The sequence below is a fragment of the Bacillus sp. FSL M7-1345 genome, from assembly GCF_038006985.1.
Classification (GTDB): domain Bacteria; phylum Bacillota; class Bacilli; order Bacillales; family Bacillaceae_G; genus Bacillus_A; species Bacillus_A cereus_U.
Genome location: NZ_JBBOWG010000001.1, coordinates 761904 through 779972 on the forward strand (window position 1 = coordinate 761904; position 18069 = coordinate 779972).

Below are 18069 nucleotides of genomic sequence, written 5' to 3' on the forward strand. Positions count from 1 at the left end.
GTACTAAAAAGTTTACAATTCTTTAAAGAAACTCCTGGATTTAATTGGTTTTCATGCATGGTATTGGACTATTTCGTAAAGAAGTCACATTTATCACACTATTTATTGATAGTAAAAATAGGAGAGATAAACTATCCAAATTGGGTGTGCTAAGTAAAGTTTCACTTTATTTATAATGGTTCTTTGCATATTTTCCGATCAAAGTTAGAAAAATATGTAGGGGAAATGGGGAGGTTGAAATGAGTGTACTGATGAAAGTGAAAAAATGATTGAAGTATATTAATCTACTTCTTTGGAGTGCTTGCAACATTAAAAAAGAGCAATTCGCATATGAATTTGCCCTGGTTTTTTATGTTAAAAAAGTTTGAGTACTTCGTATTGTAAAAACTGTGTGCAGTGTGCTTGTTTATCCTGCTATTTGTGGGAGATAAAGCTACCCACTGATTAAAGTTTCACTTTATTAGGAGTTGTCGTTATGTTTCAAGTTTATGACGACATTTCCCTTTTTGTGTCCTTTTTCAACATATATGTGAGCTTCAACAATTTCCTCAAAAGTGTATTGCCTATCAATGACCACTTTTATTTTACCATTCTCAACAAGTTCTTTAAGGAAATTTAATGCTTCGGAAGTTTCAGGTGCGTTTTGACTTAATATGAGTTTCATGCGACTTGTCAATTTAGTCCAGAGCATTTGAGCACTTGGTAACGGTTCAACGATATTTATATAGGTACCATCTTCCTTTAACATTTTAATACAATCTGAAAAGGTACTCTTATTTACGGCTTCAAAGATAACATCATAAGCTCCGTCTATAGTAGAAAAATCGCTTGCGGTGTAATCAATTACTTCGTCAGCTCCTAGGGACTTTACTAATTCTAAATTTGAGCTACTGCACACCCCTGTAACTTTTGCGCCGAAATACTTGGAAATTTGCACTGCATAACTTCCGACACTTCCAGAAGCTCCGTAAATAAGAATGTTTTGACCGCTTCGAACGTTAGCTTTCCTAAGGAAAAACAAGGCTGTACGTGCTCCAATTGGGATGGCTGCGGCTTCTTCATAGGATATATTGGAGGGCTTCATGCACACTGCTCCATCTTCAGGTATACAAATGTACTCAGCATAAGAACCGAAATTTGCTTGGGTAGCAGCAAAAACTTGATCTCCTGCTTTAAAACGCGTAACGTCTTTTCCTACTGATTCAACTTCACCAGCCAATTCCATTCCAAGTATTTGTTTTTTCGGTTGTTTAAAGCCAAGTGCAATTCGAGCGGGTAGCCAAACCGAAGAGGGAACTGTAAAACTTCTTGAACGAATATCTCCTGCTGTTACGGTTGTCGCATTAATTTTTATTAGTATTTCATTGTCTTTAGGTGTAGGTTTTTCAACTTCTTTCAATTGAAGTACGTCGGGGGGACCATATTTTGTATACAATATTGCTTTCATTAATGTTTCCTCCAATTCGTTCTATATATTAATATCATACGAACAACATGAATAAATAGAACAGCGGTTCACCTTTCAATACAATGCAAAAAGCAGTGCGATTTTTTTGGAATCCACTGCTTTTTTGCATTTGTGTATATATAATTTTTTTAGTGTAAGTACTTTGAAATGGAGCGAGTTAACATTACCCAACGGCTTTTTCGTTTATTTTATCTTTCTGTTTTTGTTTCCGTAAGCTTGTAATGTAAATGAACAGGAAAGCAATAAGTAATAGAGAGGAATAACGATATACAGTTGCATAGTTGGTAAAGTGTGCAATGAATCCAAAAATAATCGCTCCAGCACCAATTCCAAGATCAAATGCTGAGAAGAATGTTGCTGTTGCCACTCCTCTCCGGTGCGGTGCTACTCGGTCAATCATCCATGCTTGTAGTGCTGGTTGAATTGCTCCGAAACCACTTCCGTAGCACGCTGCGGCAATAATTAAGCTCGGAATTGTAGTTGTATATGACAGCAAAATAATACCTGTAAACGTAATAATAACTCCTGGAATGATGACGAATGTATGGCCTTTCGCATCATATAATCTTCCGGAAAACGGGCGGGTTACAGCGATTGCAAGTGCATTAAATAAAAAGAAGAGACTGATATCAGCAATCCCGACTTCTGTAGCAAATAATGTGATAAAGCTCCCAATTCCCCCGTACATTAATGTAATACATAATATTAATAATGAAGGAAGTAAAGCTTTACGCTCAATAAACCCATCGAGAAAGGTACCAGATGTTTGCTGTGGTGGTTGCGGCGATTTTTTGATTTGAAGTAGTTTCGTTAATACTAATGAAACTATTGTGCATGAAAGTGCACATAAAAAAAGAATCGTGAAGTTATATGTTTGCATAAGCCAAAGTCCGATAAGCGGACCGAGCGCCATGGCGATAGTTCCAGAAAGACCGAAATACCCCATGCCTTCACCGCGGCGAGCTTGCGGAATTAAATCTGAAACGACAGTTCCATATGTAGTCGTTGTAATACCAAAACCAGCTCCGTGTAAAATTCGAACGGCAAGCAATAGGAAAACGGTTGAAGCGAAAAGGTAACTGCCCATAGCGAGTAAACAAATAGCGGTACCGATCATTAAAATGATTTTTTTGTTGAATTTCTGCAAGGCATTTCCAGTTAGCGGCCTAATAAAAAGTGCTGCAACGGTAAACATACCGACAACAAATCCGATATTTGAACTTGTGCCCCCAATTTCTTTCACATAAACAGGTAAAGTTGGAATTAACATTTGAAATCCTAAAAACATACATAAGTTTGCTAGAATTAGCGCAATAAACTCTTTTGTCCATAACGGTTCTCGTTTTACGAGTACTGCCTCTCCCATATATTCATCCCCTATATAAAAGTTTTCCCGCATTAACGGGCAGTAAAACTCCCACCTTAAAATCCGGCTGGAGCAAAGAAGTTAGGTGGGAGATCAACTGCCCGTAAACGCCCGATTGGTTCAACTAATAATCAGTGGGGGATGAACAAAACCCCCACTGATTAAAGTTTCACTTTATCTCTGTTCTTTCGAGTATATGTATTGGTCAATGTAACAGTCAAGGAAGGTGCCTTGAAAACGTATAACAATTTTCGAGGCGAAAAAACTGACAAATTTGTGGAAAGACTACACAACTTTGAAAAAAAGATGTAAAGTATAGATGTATAGACTAGTAGTTGTTATGAATGATAGAAATTGTTTTTTCTTTAAAGAAAGCGGATTCAAATGGTGGTGGACGAGAAGGGGATACATACTTTTTCACTACATATATTTGAAAAGGTTTACAATATGATGAAGAAAGAGGCGTGTACATATGAGACGATTAGGTATTTCTATTTATCCAGAACATTCGACAGTAGAGGAAGATAAAGAGTATGTAACATTAGCAAGTAAATACGGATTTACACGTGTATTCACATGTTTATTATCTGTAGATGGCGAAAAAGAGACGATTATAGAAGAGTTTAAGGAAACGATCTCTCATGCGAATGCGTTAGGGTTTCAAGTATTAGTTGATATTAGTCCAGCTGTTTTTGAACAACTAGGTATTTCGTATAATGATTTATCGTTCTTCCATGAACTAGGTGCTTATGGTATTCGTTTAGATGTCGGTTTCTCAGGTTTAGAAGAATCAATTATGACGTACAATCCATACGGCTTAAAAATTGAAATTAATATGAGTAACGGTACGAAGTATGTAGATAACATTATGAGTCATAGACCAAATCGTGAAAATTTAATTGGCTGTCATAATTTCTATCCACACCGTTATTCAGGATTATCATACGATCATTTCATTAAATGCTCGAAACAATTTAAAGATTACGGTATGAGAACCGCTGCTTTTATTTCATCATTCGATGCAACATATGGACCTTGGCCAGTAACAGAAGGGTTATGTACGTTAGAGCAGCATCGTGAATTACCGATGACAACACAAGCGAAGCATTTATTTGCGACAGAATTAATTGATGATGTTATTATTGCGAACGCCTATGCTTCAGAGGAAGAATTACAAGCACTAGGTGCATTAAATAAAGAGAAACAAACATTTGATATAGGACTATATGATACAACAACAGAATTAGAAAGAATTATTGTATTAGACGAACCGCATTTTTATCGCGGAGATGTATCTGAATATATGATTCGTTCTACACAGAGTCGTGTGAAATATAAAAAAGAAGAGTTCAAACCGCATAATACGCGCGAAATTAAGCGCGGTGATCTTTTAATTGATAATGAACAGTATGGTCAATATAAAGGTGAATTGCAAATTGCTTTAAAAGATATGGTGAATACAGGAAAAACAAATGTAGTTGGCCGAGTGGTAGAGGAAGAAATTTTCTTATTAGATTATTTACAAGCTTGGGATAAATTTGGATTTACATTAAAGAAATAGAGAAAATGAAAAAGGAAAAAACTACTGACTTCAGCAGCTTTTTCCTTTTTATATATATAGAGCGAGAGGAAGAGCTATGACAAAAGTGCATCAGCGATTAATTTCCATTTTAGAGGAGTTTTTAGAAGAGAAATCGATGTTAAATCGAGCTTTTTTAGCGAGCCGTTTACATGTATCAACGAAGACGATTCAAAAGGATATAAAATTATTAAATGATATATTGGAAGAACACGGAGCGAAAATTGAATCACAAAGGGGGAATGGGTACGAACTAGAAATTATACAAACTAAGAAGTTTGAAGATTTTTGCTTAAATGTATTTCAAAAACAGACGGAAAAGATTCCAACTTCTTATGAAGAAAGAGTAGCGTATATTTTACAACGTATTTTAACGACAGATGGGTATATGAAGCTTTCACAGCTAGCGGAAGAGATTTATGTGAGTAAATCTACTGTAAACTTAATTATGAAAGATGTTACGGATATTTGTAGTCGCTATGAGTTACAGATTGAAAAAAGACCATATTATGGTATACGTATTGTGGGAGAAGAATTTAATATTCGCTCTTGTTTATCACAATATGGTTTACCACGTTATGACCATACTCCGTTTCATGAGAACTATGAGCAGACGGACACATATTTATCGTTACCCCATATTTCTCTCATCCGCTCGGTTATACTAAAGTATATCGAGGGAGGAACGATATATTTATCAGATATAGAAATTGATAATTTATCAATTCATATTGCGATTGCTTTAAAGAGATGCAGGGATGATCATTACATTCAAGCACTGCATGTGGAGGAATCTGAACTTATAATAAAGAAAGAATATAAAATTGCGAAACAGATTTTAGGGAATTTAGGGGAAGAGCTAAAACTTCAATTTCCAGAAGAAGAAATTCTATATGTGACGATGCATTTATTAAGTACAGCTGTTACAGCTAGAGATCGCTATGAAAATGTGGAAGAACTATTAGGGAAAGACGTATATGCATTCATGCAGCATATTCTTTTCAAAGTAGCGGAAGAACGGAATCTTACTTTTTATTATGATGAAGAATTATTATTTGGTTTTGGTGTTCATTTAAAAACGTTATTAAATCGTTTGAAATATAAATTAAATACGAGAAATCCTCTTTTAGCAGAAGTGAAAAAAAATTATCCATATGCTTTTGAAATTGCAGTTCTCGTTGGAGATATAATTGGTGAATATACGGGTGAATCCATTCCAGAGAGTGAAATTGGTTATATTGCCATTCACTTTGGAGGGGCGATGAGCCGTTTACAAGAAAATAATCAAAAGAAAAGATGTTTATTAGTTTGTGCGACTGGTCAAGGGAGTGCACAGCTACTGAAATATAAAATTCTATCACAGTTTCGAGATAAATTAGAGATTGTAGGTATTACAGGCTATTATCAATTGAAAGTAGAAGACCTTTATAAAGATAAAGTAGATTGTATTATTAGTACGATTCATATACCGAGTGGTTTGCCTGTGCCAGTTATAAAAGTGAATTCAATATTTGATGATAAAGAGATTAAATCGATTGGTCAGCAGTTATTTACGCATGTGAATAATAGTGTGCAGCAATATATTAAGGAAGATTTGATCTTCTTAAATCGTAGTGCTTCTACGAAAGAAGAGGTTATCCAGTTTTTATGTGAGAAAGCTGCTGCGAAAAGTTATGTACCCGCAAACTTTTATGCTTCTGTTATGGAGAGAGAGAGAACACATCTCCTACAGCGGTTGGGAATTTAGTTGCGATTCCACACCCGATGCAGTTATTAAGTGAGCAAACATTTTTGATGTTTTGTACACTTGAAAAGGCTGTTGACTGGGGAGATAAGAAAGTACAAGTTATTATTTTATTTAGTGTGAAGCGCAATAATAATGAAGATTTACAAAAGCTTTATGATTTTTTATATGATATTATGTCTAGCCAGAATACGATAGAGAACTTAACTCAGGCTGAAGTAATTGAAGATTTCCAAGAGATATTATTATCTTTATAAGAAAAGTATATAAAAACTTCCGTTACATAACGGAAGTTTTTTATGTTTAATTGTATGCGTTTTCATAATAAGATAAGAATATAGAAAAAACATAGCTTGGAGGAATTTTAAATGACTGATATGCAAACTCCATTTGCATTAATTTTACATGGTGGCAACGCTAGAAGCGCGGCACTTGAAGCGATCGCTTTTGCAAGACAAGGAGATTTTCAGAATGCGAGTGAAAAGATGGAACTTGCTAGTGAGGAAATATCATCCGCTCATCGTATTCAAACGGATTTAATTCAAGAGGAAGCAAGAGGAAACCATGCAGAAATAAGTTTATTATTAGTGCATGCACAAGATCATTTAATGAATGCCATTACAGTGAAAGAACTTGCTGAGGAATTTATTACTCTTCATAAACGAGTGGAAGAGAAAGTGACAGTATAATATGTACATTTTATTATGTTGTGCAGCAGGCATGTCAACGAGTATGGTTGTAAGAAAAATGCAAGAAGAGGCAAAGAAACAAGGGAAGGATTATAAAATTAAAGCAGTCGATTCGGAACTTGTGAAACTGGAAATAAAAAATGCTGATGTTGTTTTAATTGGACCACAGGTGAAGTATTTGTTTCCAGCGGTAGAGTTTCTTGCGAAGTCATATGATATACCAGTTGCAATTATAGAACAACGAGATTATGGCATGTGTGATGGTTTGAAAGTACTTAAGCAAGCTGAACAGTTAGTTTTAGCGTAATTATATTTTTTTAAATATAAACATTATAATGTTATAACTTTTGTTTTCGACAGATTGAACATAGGGAGGGTTATCGATGAATGGTTTTATGAGTTTTATGGAACAGAAGATTATGCCGACAACGCAAAAGATTGCAGGGCAACGACATTTATTAGCAATTCGGAATGGAGTTATTTCTACATTACCGTTAACGATTGTCGGGTCATTTTTCGTTATCTTTTTAAATTTACCAATTGATGCATATATGGAGTGGATTGCACCGTTTCGCCATATTTTAGATATTCCATTCCGATTTACAGTAGGTTTAATGGCTTTATACGCAGCATTTGGGGTAGGGGCCTCACTCGCGAACTTTTATCAGCTCAATCAGTTAAGTGCAGGATTATTATCTGTACTCGCCTTTTTACTAGCATCAGTTGAACCAATTCAAATAACAAAAGCTGTACCAGGTGTTATTGATGCAGGAAGATATATTTCAGTAGGGACATTAAGTGCTACGTCTTTATTTGGAGCTATTGTGACAGCATTAATTGCAGTTGAAATTTATCATTTCATGATTAAGCATAATATCTCGATTAAATTACCAGATAGTGTACCACCAGCAGTTGCAAATTCATTTGCAGCATTAATTCCAACTTTAGTAGTTATTCTTTTATTCTGGGGTATTCGTTACGGTTTGAAATTTGATGTAAATACAACGATCACATATTTAATTGCACCATTAAAGTCAGTATTAGTAGGAAATAATTTATTCGGTGGTTTATTAACAGTACTCCTAATCGTATTCTTCTGGTCGTTCGGTATACATGGTCCAGCGATTTTAGGACCAATCATTCGTCCGATGTGGGATTCAGCAATTCTTGAAAATATGGAAGTATTCACGGCTACAGGAAATGCACATCAATTACCAAACTTATTCACAGAGCAATTTATTCAATGGTTCGTATGGATTGGCGGATCGGGCTCAACGTTAGCTTTAGTTATTATGTTTATGTTCTCTAAATCTAAGTTCTTAAAAGAGTTAGGTAGACTATCATTCGTACCAGGTTTGTTCAATATTAACGAACCAATTATTTTCGGGGCACCAATTGTAATGAACCCGATCTTAATTATTCCATTCGTTATTACACCGTTAGTTACAACGACAGTATCATATTTCGCAGTTGTTTCAGGTATGATTCCGATGATGATGGCAAAGCTGCCATTTACGATGTTAGCGCCAATTGCAGCTATTATTAGTACGGACTGGACAATTATGGCTGGTGTACTTGTACTTATTAACTTTGTTATCTCATTCGTTATTTACTATCCATTCTTCAAAATGTATGAGAAACAACAATTAGCAGGAGAGGAGAAAACAGAATGCTCGGAGCAATTATCATCTTAATTACATTCGTAGCAGGGCAGTGCATTGCGCATTATTCAAAATGGGTACAAAGTAAATCGTTATTAGTTTTACTACTTGTGTCGATATTGTTTATCGGATGTTCAATGGGAGCTTATGTAGCATTTAGCTTACAATCACCATTCTTTATCATCGTACCAACGATTTTATGTGCGACATGTTTATCTGCAAAATATAGATTTACGAGCATGGCATTAATACAACGTGTGAAGGAGATGCAAAAGCATGGAGCGTAAATTAGGAATTTCACTTTATCCAGAGCATTCAACGAAAGAACAAGATATGGCATACATTTCAGCAGCGGCACGTCACGGTTTTTCAAGAATATTCACTTGTTTACTATCTGTTAATCGTCCGAAAGAGGAAATCGTAGCTGAATTTAAAGAAATTATTAATCATGCAAAAGAGCACGATATGGAAGTTATTTTAGATGTAGCTCCGGCTGTATTCGATCAACTTGGTATTAGTTATAGTGATCTATCATTCTTTGCAGAGTTAGGTGCAGACGGTATTCGTTTAGATGTAGGATTTGACGGATTAACAGAAGCGAAAATGACGAATAATCCATATGGTTTAAAAATTGAGCTAAACGTAAGTAACGATATTGCATACTTAGAAAATATTCTTTCGCATCAAGCGAATAAATCAGCTTTAATTGGTTGCCATAACTTCTATCCGCAAAAATTTACTGGTCTTCCGTACGACTATTTCATTCGCTGTAGTGAACGTTTTAAAAAGCACGGAATTCGCAGTGCAGCCTTTATTACGTCACATGCTGCTAACATCGGTCCATGGGATATTAACGACGGATTATGTACATTAGAAGAGCATCGTAATCTTCCAATTGAAGTACAAGCGAAACATTTATGGGCAACAGGGCTAATCGATGATGTCATTATCGGAAATGCTTATGCGAGCGAAGAAGAGTTAGAGAAACTAGGAAACTTAAATCGTTACATGTTGCAGCTGAAAGTACAATTTGTAGATGAAGCGACTGAAGTAGAGAAGAGAGCGACTCTGCAAGAATTACACGTAAGACGCGGCGACATAACAGAATATATGGTACGTTCTACAGAAGTACGTAAAAAGTACAAAGACTATGACTTCCCAGTACGCGAAAGTGTACTGCAGGAAAGAGGGCAAGTGGTGATTGGTAATAACCTATTCGGAAAGTATAAAGGTGAGCTACAAATCATTTTGAAAGAAATGCCGATAGATGAACGGAAAAATATTGTCGGTACGATTGCTGAAGAGGAGTTGTTCTTACTAGATTATGTAGGGGCTTGGACGCAGTTTACTTGTGTGGAATAGGGAAGAAAAGGAGGGGATGCGATGGCATCCTCTCCTTTTCTGTTGAAATAGTAGTCTATCGTATATAGAATTCAAAGGGATAGATTTAATTTGGACGGGAGAGAAGGAGAAAGAATGTAAGAATAATAAAAAAGAGTCAGCCTCAACAACGAGACTGACTCTTTTTTTATTAACTAGTTTAAAACTTTCACTGTAACTGTTTTACGTCCCCAGTTACTTGATGTACCTTTATCTGGCATTAAAACGTCAATTTTATTTCCTTTAATAGCTCCACCAGTATCACCAGCGATTGCTACTCCGTAACCTTCAACCCATACTTTTGAACCTAATGGAATTACACTTGGATCAACTGCAATAAGTTTCATGTTTGGATTAGCTGTTAAGTTATGGCCTAAAGCTGATTTTACTTGGTCGCCTGCTTTATAACCATTTTCAAGTGGATCTGCTGTGTAAGCTGTTGCTACAACTTGGAACTCGCGAGAAGAAGATTGTGTGTTTTTCTCAGTTTCTTTTGCAACAGGTTGTTGTGTAGCTGGTTTTTGAGCCTTATTAGCCGCTTCACGATCAGCTGCCTCTTGAGCCTTAGCTGCTTTACGAGCTTCAGCTGCTGCCTCTTGAGCCTTAGCTGCTTCACGAGCTTCAGCATCTGCCTGAGCTTTAGCCGCTTCACGAGCTTTAGCTGCTTCTTGAGCTTTAGCCGCTGCTTGAGCTTCAGCTGCTTCCTGAGCTTTAGCTGCTTCACGAGCTTTAGCTGCTTCTTGAGCTTTAGCTTCTGCTTGAGCTTCAGCATCTGCCTGAGCTTTAGTTTCTGCTTGAGCCTTAGCTGCTTCACGAGCTTTAGCTGCTTCCTGAGCTTTAACTTCTGCTTGAGCTTCAGCTGCTTCACGAGCTTTAGTTGCTTCTTGAGCTTTAGCTTTTGCTTGAGTTTCAGCTACTTCTCCAGCTTTAACTGCTTCACGAACTTTAGCTGTGTCTTGAACTTTAATTGCTTTTTCAACTTTAACTGCTGGTTGAACTTTAACTGGTGCTTTACCTGTTAAGTAAGGAACATGAACATAAGCTGTTTTTCCGTTATATTCAAATTGAATCCAGTCATTTTGCACTTCGTGTGTTGTTTCGATTACATCATCTTGTTTCAACTTACCAAGAATTTCTGAGTCTGTGTTTGCACCAGCACGTACGTTTAATACGTTTGCTGTTACGTAGTAAGTATCTTTTGTGTAGTCAGCGCTTATGAAAGCCTCTTTACCACTATTTAATTTAACTTTTGACCATCCGTTTTCTGTATGTAAAACGTTAACTTTATATCCATCTAATAACTTTCCGACAACTTGTGATTCAGTAGTTGGGTTTTCTCGTACATTTAGTACATCAGTCGTTACGATTGTTTCTGCTTTAGCAGATGTTGTGAAAATCCCAAGACCAAAAACCGCTGCTGTTGCTATACCCATAAATTTTTTCATAATAGCCTCCATTGCATTTGTTTTCGTTGACCTCATTATAGCAACCATTATTTTCTTATTTGCGAAAAACATAGAATTACAAAGCTTTCGTAACGGGGTATTAATATTCTGTAATAATTCCAGTAATATCCTGTTAACGCTTCCTTTGCGTTTTTTAGGGGATTAGAACATATGATTCATAAAATCAACACTATTTTAATTACTAATAGATTAATAATGTATCGTAAGTGTTACTAAATTGTTTCTGTAACGTTACGAAATAGGGGGATTTAACTGTTTGAATCGCAATCTAGTTATAAAAATATAATATTTTTTTGTGTGAAGTCATATATATAGGGTGAATTTTAATGAAATAGAGATATAATTGTTACAAAATAAGTTGTAGTATGGAAAAAATTACGCCTTGAATTTGTTCTTTTACATATTATTTTTGTAATAATAGGATTGCTTGATAGCTTTCGCGAGAAATGAAAGTTTAAATGATAAAAAGATATTCGTAACATGAAACATATATAATAGAAGAAACATGATTTAAAGGGACGATATCGTTATGAATTGGTTCACGAATTGCAGTAGAATTATCCCGCTATTTGTGGGCAGTAAAACTCCCATCTCAAAATTTGGCTGGAGCAAAGAAGTTAGGTGGGAGACTAACTGCCCGTAAACGCCCGATTGGTGAAGGCTAATACTCAGAGGGGGATGAACAAAACTCCCACTGAGTATAGTTTTACTTTATATAATAGAAGTTAGAGGTTCTTATTTTTGTCAAAACGTCGATAAAATTACATTTGCCTTCAATAAAATAAAAAACGTAGGAATGTAAACTCCTACGTTTTTTATTTACTCATATCGTAAACATTCAATTGGATCAAGTTTAGCAGCTTTGTTAGCTGGTAGTAGTCCGAATGCAATACCGATTAGCATTGAGATACCTACTGAAAGAAGTCCAAGTTCTTTTGAGATAACGAGTGGCCATCCGGCAAAGATTGAGACGATCCAAGCGAAGAAGATACCGAGCATGAATCCGATGAAACCACCGAGTCCTGTTAAAATACAAGATTCAATTAAGAATTGCGTTAATACTTTACCGCGCGTTGCACCAAGTGCTTTACGAATACCGATCTCACGTGTACGTTCTGTTACAGATACAAGCATGATATTCATTACACCGATACCACCAACAAGTAAGGAGATAGCAGCGATACCACCGAATACCATTTTCATCATACCGATTGATTCATCTAGTTGCTTCGTAAATTCACCCATATCTTGAGCTTCGAATTTATGCTCAAATTTAGGAGCTTTCATTTCGTTTAGAACAGAAGCGGCTTGTTTTTCTACACTTTTACGTTCTGCTGGCGAAGTTAATATTAATCTTACAGAGTCATACTCAGTTACTCCTGAGATTACAGGAGCGTTTTCAAGTGATGTATAGCCTTCTGACATCGCCATTCCGAAATCATTTTTCGTTTCATACACACCGACTACTTTATATGGCTTTCCTTTTATGTCAGTGTATAAATTTGATTCCCAGCCGTTAAATAATTTATTGAAAGCTTCTTCATTTAAAATAACAGCAGGGATTGCTTGGTTTAATTCGCTATCGTTTAATTCACGACCGTGAACTAATTTTATCTTCGAATCTGTCATAAAGGCGCCTGTTCCACCTTTTAAATCAAGAGAGACATCTTTTGAACCAGAAGATGCTTTTACTTTCATACTTACATCTGGATAAACATCTTTAACGCCTGGTACAGTTTGAAGACGTTTTAGCATATCAGGTGTGATTTTGGCACTATCAGTTCCATAATCAGGGTTGTTGTAGTAAATCGTTACTTCAGTATCTTTTCCTTGGCCTAACTCTTTTTTAAACTTTGCGTTTGTACCATCACCCATTGAAATGATAGTAATAATGGCACTAATACCAATAATAATACCTAACATCGTTAATATAGAACGCATTTTATGAGCAAAGATAGAGGAAAGGGCCATGCGTATATTTTCACTCGTGTTCAAAATTAACCTCTCCAATCTTGGACGATATTTCCGTCACGAATTACAATTTGGCGCGCTGCTGCTTCCCCGATTTCGCGGTCATGGGTAATCATAATGATTGTTGAGCCTTGTTCGTTTAGTTCGTAAAAGAGGTCCATAATTTGTGTGCTTGTTTTCGTATCAAGTGCACCCGTCGGTTCATCTGCTAAGAGAAATTTCGGGTTATTTACGATTGCACGTGCGACTGCGACACGCTGCTTTTGTCCACCTGACAATTCATTTGGTAAGTGAGTAGCACGATCAGCTAAACCTACTTTTGTTAAAGCTGCTAGTGAACGTTCACGTCGCTCTTTTTTATCAACACCTGCATAAATAAGAGGTAATTCAACATTTTGTAGTGCTGTAAGTCTTGGTAGTAACATAAAGTTTTGGAATATGAATCCGATCTCTTTATTACGAACGTGTGCAAGTTCTGTCTCAGACATGTTTGAAATGTTTTGACCAGCTAGTTCGTACGTACCTGTCGTTGGTTTATCTAAGCAACCGATAATGTTCATTAATGTTGATTTACCAGAACCAGATGGTCCCATAATAGAAGTGAATTCTCCTTGGTTCAGTGTTACATCAATTCCATGTAATATTTGAACTGATTCTGCACCGTTTTGAAAGGATTTCGTGATGCCTTTTAAGTTAATCATTCAACGACAACCTCCATACCATCTTTTAAGTCTTTTTCAGGTTTAGAGATAATTTGCTCTCCTTTTTTCACTCCAGAAACTTTTGCTTCGCTATCTGTCTCGAATTCAACAGTAACCGCTTGTTCTTTCGCTTTACCATCTTTTACAACGAAGACAACATTTTTGTCACCTTTTTTCACAATACTGCTTTTCGGAACAATCGTACCAGTTGCTTCGCCAGATTTACTTGTTACGTAAACGTGGAAGCCGTTTTGTAATTCTTCACTATTATCTAATGTGACAGTGAATTGATAGTTAGAAACAGTTTTATTTTCGTCCATGCTCTTTAATGGTGTAGAACCGATTTCTGTTACTTTCCCTGTCCAAGTCTTACCAGCGACCGTTTTTGATGAAACAGTTACTTCTTGCCCAACCTTCATACTAGCAAGTTCATATTCAGAAAGTTGACCTTTTACTTTAAATTGACCAGCGTGACGAAGAGTAATGCCACTCATACCTGTTTTTTCATCAGCAGTTTTTACGATATCGTCAATTACACCATCAGCAGGGCTTGTTACAGAAAGTGTGTTTACTTTCTCTTTTGCTACTTTAATCATTTCATCAGCTTTTTCTACTTCAAACTTCTTCATTTCAAGTTGTGATTCTAATTGTTGCACTTCGATTTCCGATGCTTTTAATGCTTCCTGAGGAAGGCCGGCATTTTTATCTTTTTGTAATTTTTGTTTCGCTGCATCAATTTGTTTTTGATATAATGTTACTTCTTTTTGTGCGATTTTCTTCTGCATTTCTGCTTCCGTTACACCTTGTTTAGCGGTAGGGTCATTATATTTAAACAGAAGCTGACCTTTTTTTACTTCATCACCTTTTTTAACAGCTAATTCATACGTACCTTTTGTTGGATCGAATGAAATTGTTTCAATTCCATTTGGAATAACTTCGCCGCCAAATTTTTGTGCATTTTCAATTTGTTTTTCCGTAACTTTATAACCGCCATATGCCATTGCTACTTCTGAACTACCGCCAGCTAAAGCAAAATATGATCCAGCTGCAATTCCGATTGCTACTACACTAGTAATTAACACTTTATTTTTCTTCTTCATCTATTTATCACCTTTTCGTTCGTTTTAGTATCTACATTAAGTATAGAAGAGGTGAAGAATCTGACAAATCGTTTTAGCTTACAATAACCTTACAGTTTTGTAAGGTATGGATATGCAAATGTAAGGTAGAGGTTGTCCTAGTGAAACTTATGCTTTAAGCAGATGAATTGACTCGTTGTTTCTTTCTTACAATAATATTGTATGAAGGAGAGGAGGAAGGAAGATGGAAGCTTATTTTAGTGCGTATCCATTAAAACCATTTATTCCATACTCAAGACAACATGCCATTATATTATTTATTGTGTTGGTGGGGATAATTTTTCTGTATCAATACCAAGATGTATTACGTCAAAGTGAGTGGAATATAACGGTTCGATATGCGATTGCATTTCTATTTGTAGGAAGTGAGATTGGACTTCATATGTGGGAATGGAAAGCGGGTATTTTTGAGCTAGGCACTTCATTACCATTTGAGTTATGTACGATAAGTTTATTGTTAGCATCGATTATGATTGTAACGAAAAGTTATAGAATATATGAGATTGTGTTTTTTACAGGAATTATCGGTGCATCACAAGCTATTTTAACGCCAAACTTGCAATACGCTTTTCCACATTTTCGCTTTATAGAATTCTTCATTGCACATGTATTACTCATTTGGGCACCGCTCTTTATGACGTGGGTAGAAGGATATAGACCGACCTTGCAATCGATTAAGCGTACGATGATATTTTTAAACATAGTAATTCCAATCGTTTCATTCGTGAATTATAAAACGGGCGGTAATTATATGTTTTTAGCTCATAAGCCAGAAACTGCTTCATTACTCGATATGCTAGGGCCGTATCCTTATTATATTATTTCATTAGAAATTGCAGCGCTTATTGGATGTTTCATTTTGTATATGCCGTTTGCGAAAAGAGAAGAGCATGTGCATAAAGAATCGCTAGGATCATAACCTAGCGATTTTTTTACGTTTAAAATATTTACAATTCAGAAAATTAAGAATAAAATTAGAGGGTAAATTATATATAGAGAGAAGGGAAAATGTGGTCAAAAAAGTTTTTCTGAATGGGATGGAAGTGACGATTCAATTTATTATTTCGATTTTGGGTATTATTTGTTTAGGGGCACTGCCGAAATTATTTTATGGATTTGAGCTGCATGTATCAAAGTACATAAAGAGTTTAAAAGAAGTATTTGCGAACTTAATGGATATCTCCAATTTGCAATATGTGAGAGATAAATTTTTATTTCCACAGTTGTTTGTCCATTATAAAGAAACGATTGTTATTTTTTTAGCTGCATTTTGCATTTCGTTATTTGTAGCATTTTGTATCGTTTATATGATTATGAGTAGTTCACCGCGTATACAACACCGAATTAAATCATTTCTCATCTTCCTAGAATCAATTCCAGACATTCTTCTTATTTTAGGATCACAAATTTTAGTTATATGGTTTTTTAAACAAACAGGTTTTTTACCTTTTCAAATTGCGTCAATCGGAGGCGAGTCGATTAGAGGATTGCCAATATTTTGTTTGAGTATACCGACTACGATTATGTTTGTAAAAATGTTAGTGCTTCGTTTTGAAAATGAGCTGGAAAAAGATTATGTACTATTTGCTAAGGCGAAAGGGCTGGATCGTTTTCATATTTTAAATCGTCATATTTTACGAAATGTGTTGCTTAGTACACTTTTCTTTGCGAAAACGAATGTTTTTTTTATGTTATCTAATTTATATATTATAGAATGGATTTTTAATACGGGTGGTATTTTTATGTTTTTGAAATCGTATGAGGGTATTAGGGTTGAGGTTTTCATCGTTAGTGTGCTGCTTATTTATATTCCGATTTTTATTTTATTCAAATTGTTTCATTATCTCATTCCAGCTGCGATGAAGGAGAGATTATAATATGTGGACGTATATAAAACGCGATAAAAGGTTTTGGATAAGCATTGGGTTTCTTCTCATATTAGTTCTTTTGAGCATCGGAAATATGATATGGAATGATGGACAGATTAAAAAAGTTACACTGCAATATGATGCGTCAGGAAACCCAGAAGTGCCACCATTTTCACCTTCATTACAATTTTTACTCGGGACAGACCGGAAAGGATATGACCTTTTACATTTAGTCATTGAAGGCGCGAAGTGGACGATTGGTATATCTATTTTAATTGCGGCACTTAGAATGGTAATAGGTGTGTTTTTCGGTGTTGTACTCGGAACATATATAAAAAGAGGCTTTTCAAAGATTGAGGCTTTTTTTGATAGTTTCACAGTTATTCCGACGGTTATGATTGCGTATTTCTTTCTTCAATCTGTGAATAGATTTGGAAGTGGAGAGGAAACAACAACTTTTTTTGAAAGGGCTTCGTTTCAAGTTGTATTACTTGTAATGCTTGTGATGCCAGTTATTGCACTGTATGTTGCGAAGGAAGTTCGTAAATTACAAACGGAAGAATTTATTGATGCCGCGCGCATATTAGGTGGATCAAGAAGACATATTGTTATAAAGCATATTTTTCCGCACCTATATATGACGTTTATACTTGTATTTCTTCAGCAGTTTACGCAGACTCTTACTATTTTACTGCACTTAGGGTTACTGGAAGTATTCTTTGGCGGAACTGTTAAGTTTTTAGGACCGGTAGAAGAAATAGACTCTTACACACATGAATGGTCAGGTTTAATTGGAGTTTATTTTAGATCATTAACAGTGCATCCGTGGATTCCTCTCGTTCCAATTACATTTTTTGGACTTACTATCTTTTCAGGAAATATGATTGTGAAAAGCATAGAAGAAGCGATGATGAAAGTAAGGTTAGGCGGTGAGATAAAGAAGACAGATGTAGAAAAGGAACAACCTGCTGTGCAGTCAAAAGAAGAGCTATTTACGTTTAAACATACGATGTGAAAATAAAAAAGAAGCAAGCATA

Annotated in this window: 15 protein-coding genes and 1 pseudogene; 10 read left to right on the forward strand and 6 right to left on the reverse strand. The window is 35.7% G+C overall.

The window, feature by feature from the left end; translation table 11 throughout:
• Positions 1 to 460: 460 nt before the first annotated feature.
• Positions 461 to 1447, reverse strand: a complete 987-nt coding sequence (locus MHB76_RS03960; RefSeq protein WP_078174050.1) for an NAD(P)-dependent alcohol dehydrogenase — start codon at positions 1445 to 1447, stop codon at positions 461 to 463.
• A gap of 184 nt (positions 1448 to 1631) precedes the next feature.
• The gene (locus MHB76_RS03965) at positions 1632 to 2834 is read right to left on the reverse strand and encodes an MFS transporter (protein WP_078174049.1); all 1203 of its coding nucleotides are present in this window, start codon (positions 2832 to 2834) and stop codon (positions 1632 to 1634) included.
• Positions 2835 to 3306: 472 nt separating this feature from the next.
• Here MHB76_RS03965 and MHB76_RS03970 point away from each other — a divergent pair, with 472 nt between their 5' ends.
• From MHB76_RS03970 to MHB76_RS04000, 7 genes and pseudogenes are all read left to right on the forward strand, one after another.
• On the forward strand, positions 3307 to 4395 hold the full coding sequence (locus MHB76_RS03970) for a DUF871 domain-containing protein (protein ID WP_078174047.1): 1089 nt from the start codon (positions 3307 to 3309) through the stop codon (positions 4393 to 4395).
• Positions 4396 to 4471: 76 nt separating this feature from the next.
• Positions 4472 to 6414: pseudogene (locus MHB76_RS03975) on the forward strand (BglG family transcription antiterminator).
• 111 nt (positions 6415 to 6525) lie between these two features.
• A complete protein-coding gene (locus MHB76_RS03980) occupies positions 6526 to 6846 on the forward strand; it encodes a PTS lactose/cellobiose transporter subunit IIA (protein WP_002125414.1) in 321 nt (106 codons plus the stop codon).
• Between the two features lies 1 nt (position 6847).
• Positions 6848 to 7153, forward strand: a complete 306-nt coding sequence (locus MHB76_RS03985) for a PTS sugar transporter subunit IIB (RefSeq protein WP_002087440.1) — start codon at positions 6848 to 6850, stop codon at positions 7151 to 7153.
• Between the two features lie 76 nt (positions 7154 to 7229).
• Positions 7230 to 8540, forward strand: coding sequence for a PTS sugar transporter subunit IIC (locus MHB76_RS03990; protein WP_078174046.1), 1311 nt, complete (start codon positions 7230 to 7232; stop codon positions 8538 to 8540).
• Entirely contained in the window at positions 8516 to 8794 is a 279-nt protein-coding gene (locus MHB76_RS03995) for a hypothetical protein (protein ID WP_002150399.1), read from the forward strand. The genes MHB76_RS03990 and MHB76_RS03995 overlap by 25 nt, the downstream gene beginning before the upstream one ends.
• Entirely contained in the window at positions 8784 to 9869 is a 1086-nt protein-coding gene (locus tag MHB76_RS04000) for a DUF871 domain-containing protein (protein WP_078174045.1), read from the forward strand. Before MHB76_RS03995 ends, MHB76_RS04000 begins: the two co-directional genes overlap by 11 nt.
• A gap of 173 nt (positions 9870 to 10042) precedes the next feature.
• On the opposite strand, the gene entC is transcribed toward MHB76_RS04000, so the two are convergent.
• The 4 genes from entC to MHB76_RS04020 form a co-directional block, all read right to left on the reverse strand.
• Positions 10043 to 11455 carry a cell wall-binding protein EntC gene (entC, locus tag MHB76_RS04005; RefSeq protein ID WP_078174044.1) on the reverse strand — a complete coding sequence of 471 codons (1413 nt, stop codon included), beginning with the start codon at positions 11453 to 11455 and terminating at the stop codon, positions 10043 to 10045.
• A gap of 717 nt (positions 11456 to 12172) precedes the next feature.
• The gene (locus MHB76_RS04010; RefSeq protein ID WP_439823128.1) at positions 12173 to 13324 is read right to left on the reverse strand and encodes an ABC transporter permease; all 1152 of its coding nucleotides are present in this window, start codon (positions 13322 to 13324) and stop codon (positions 12173 to 12175) included.
• A 26-nt stretch (positions 13325 to 13350) separates the two neighbouring features.
• Positions 13351 to 14025: an ABC transporter ATP-binding protein gene (locus MHB76_RS04015; protein ID WP_078174042.1), complete on the reverse strand. Its 675-nt coding sequence runs from the start codon at positions 14023 to 14025 to the stop codon at positions 13351 to 13353.
• On the reverse strand, positions 14022 to 15125 hold the full coding sequence (locus tag MHB76_RS04020) for an efflux RND transporter periplasmic adaptor subunit (protein ID WP_078174041.1): 1104 nt from the start codon (positions 15123 to 15125) through the stop codon (positions 14022 to 14024). Before MHB76_RS04020 ends, MHB76_RS04015 begins: the two co-directional genes overlap by 4 nt.
• Before the next feature lie 223 nt (positions 15126 to 15348).
• Here MHB76_RS04020 and MHB76_RS04025 point away from each other — a divergent pair, with 223 nt between their 5' ends.
• The 3 genes from MHB76_RS04025 to MHB76_RS04035 all read left to right on the forward strand — a co-directional run bounded on the left by MHB76_RS04025 (position 15349) and on the right by MHB76_RS04035 (position 18047).
• A complete protein-coding gene (locus MHB76_RS04025) occupies positions 15349 to 16083 on the forward strand; it encodes a YwaF family protein (RefSeq protein WP_078174040.1) in 735 nt (244 codons plus the stop codon).
• Positions 16084 to 16174: 91 nt separating this feature from the next.
• Entirely contained in the window at positions 16175 to 17041 is an 867-nt protein-coding gene (locus MHB76_RS04030) for an ABC transporter permease subunit (protein ID WP_078174039.1), read from the forward strand.
• Between the two features lies 1 nt (position 17042).
• Positions 17043 to 18047: an ABC transporter permease gene (locus MHB76_RS04035; RefSeq protein ID WP_078174038.1), complete on the forward strand. Its 1005-nt coding sequence runs from the start codon at positions 17043 to 17045 to the stop codon at positions 18045 to 18047.
• The last annotated feature ends 22 nt before the right edge of the window (positions 18048 to 18069 follow it).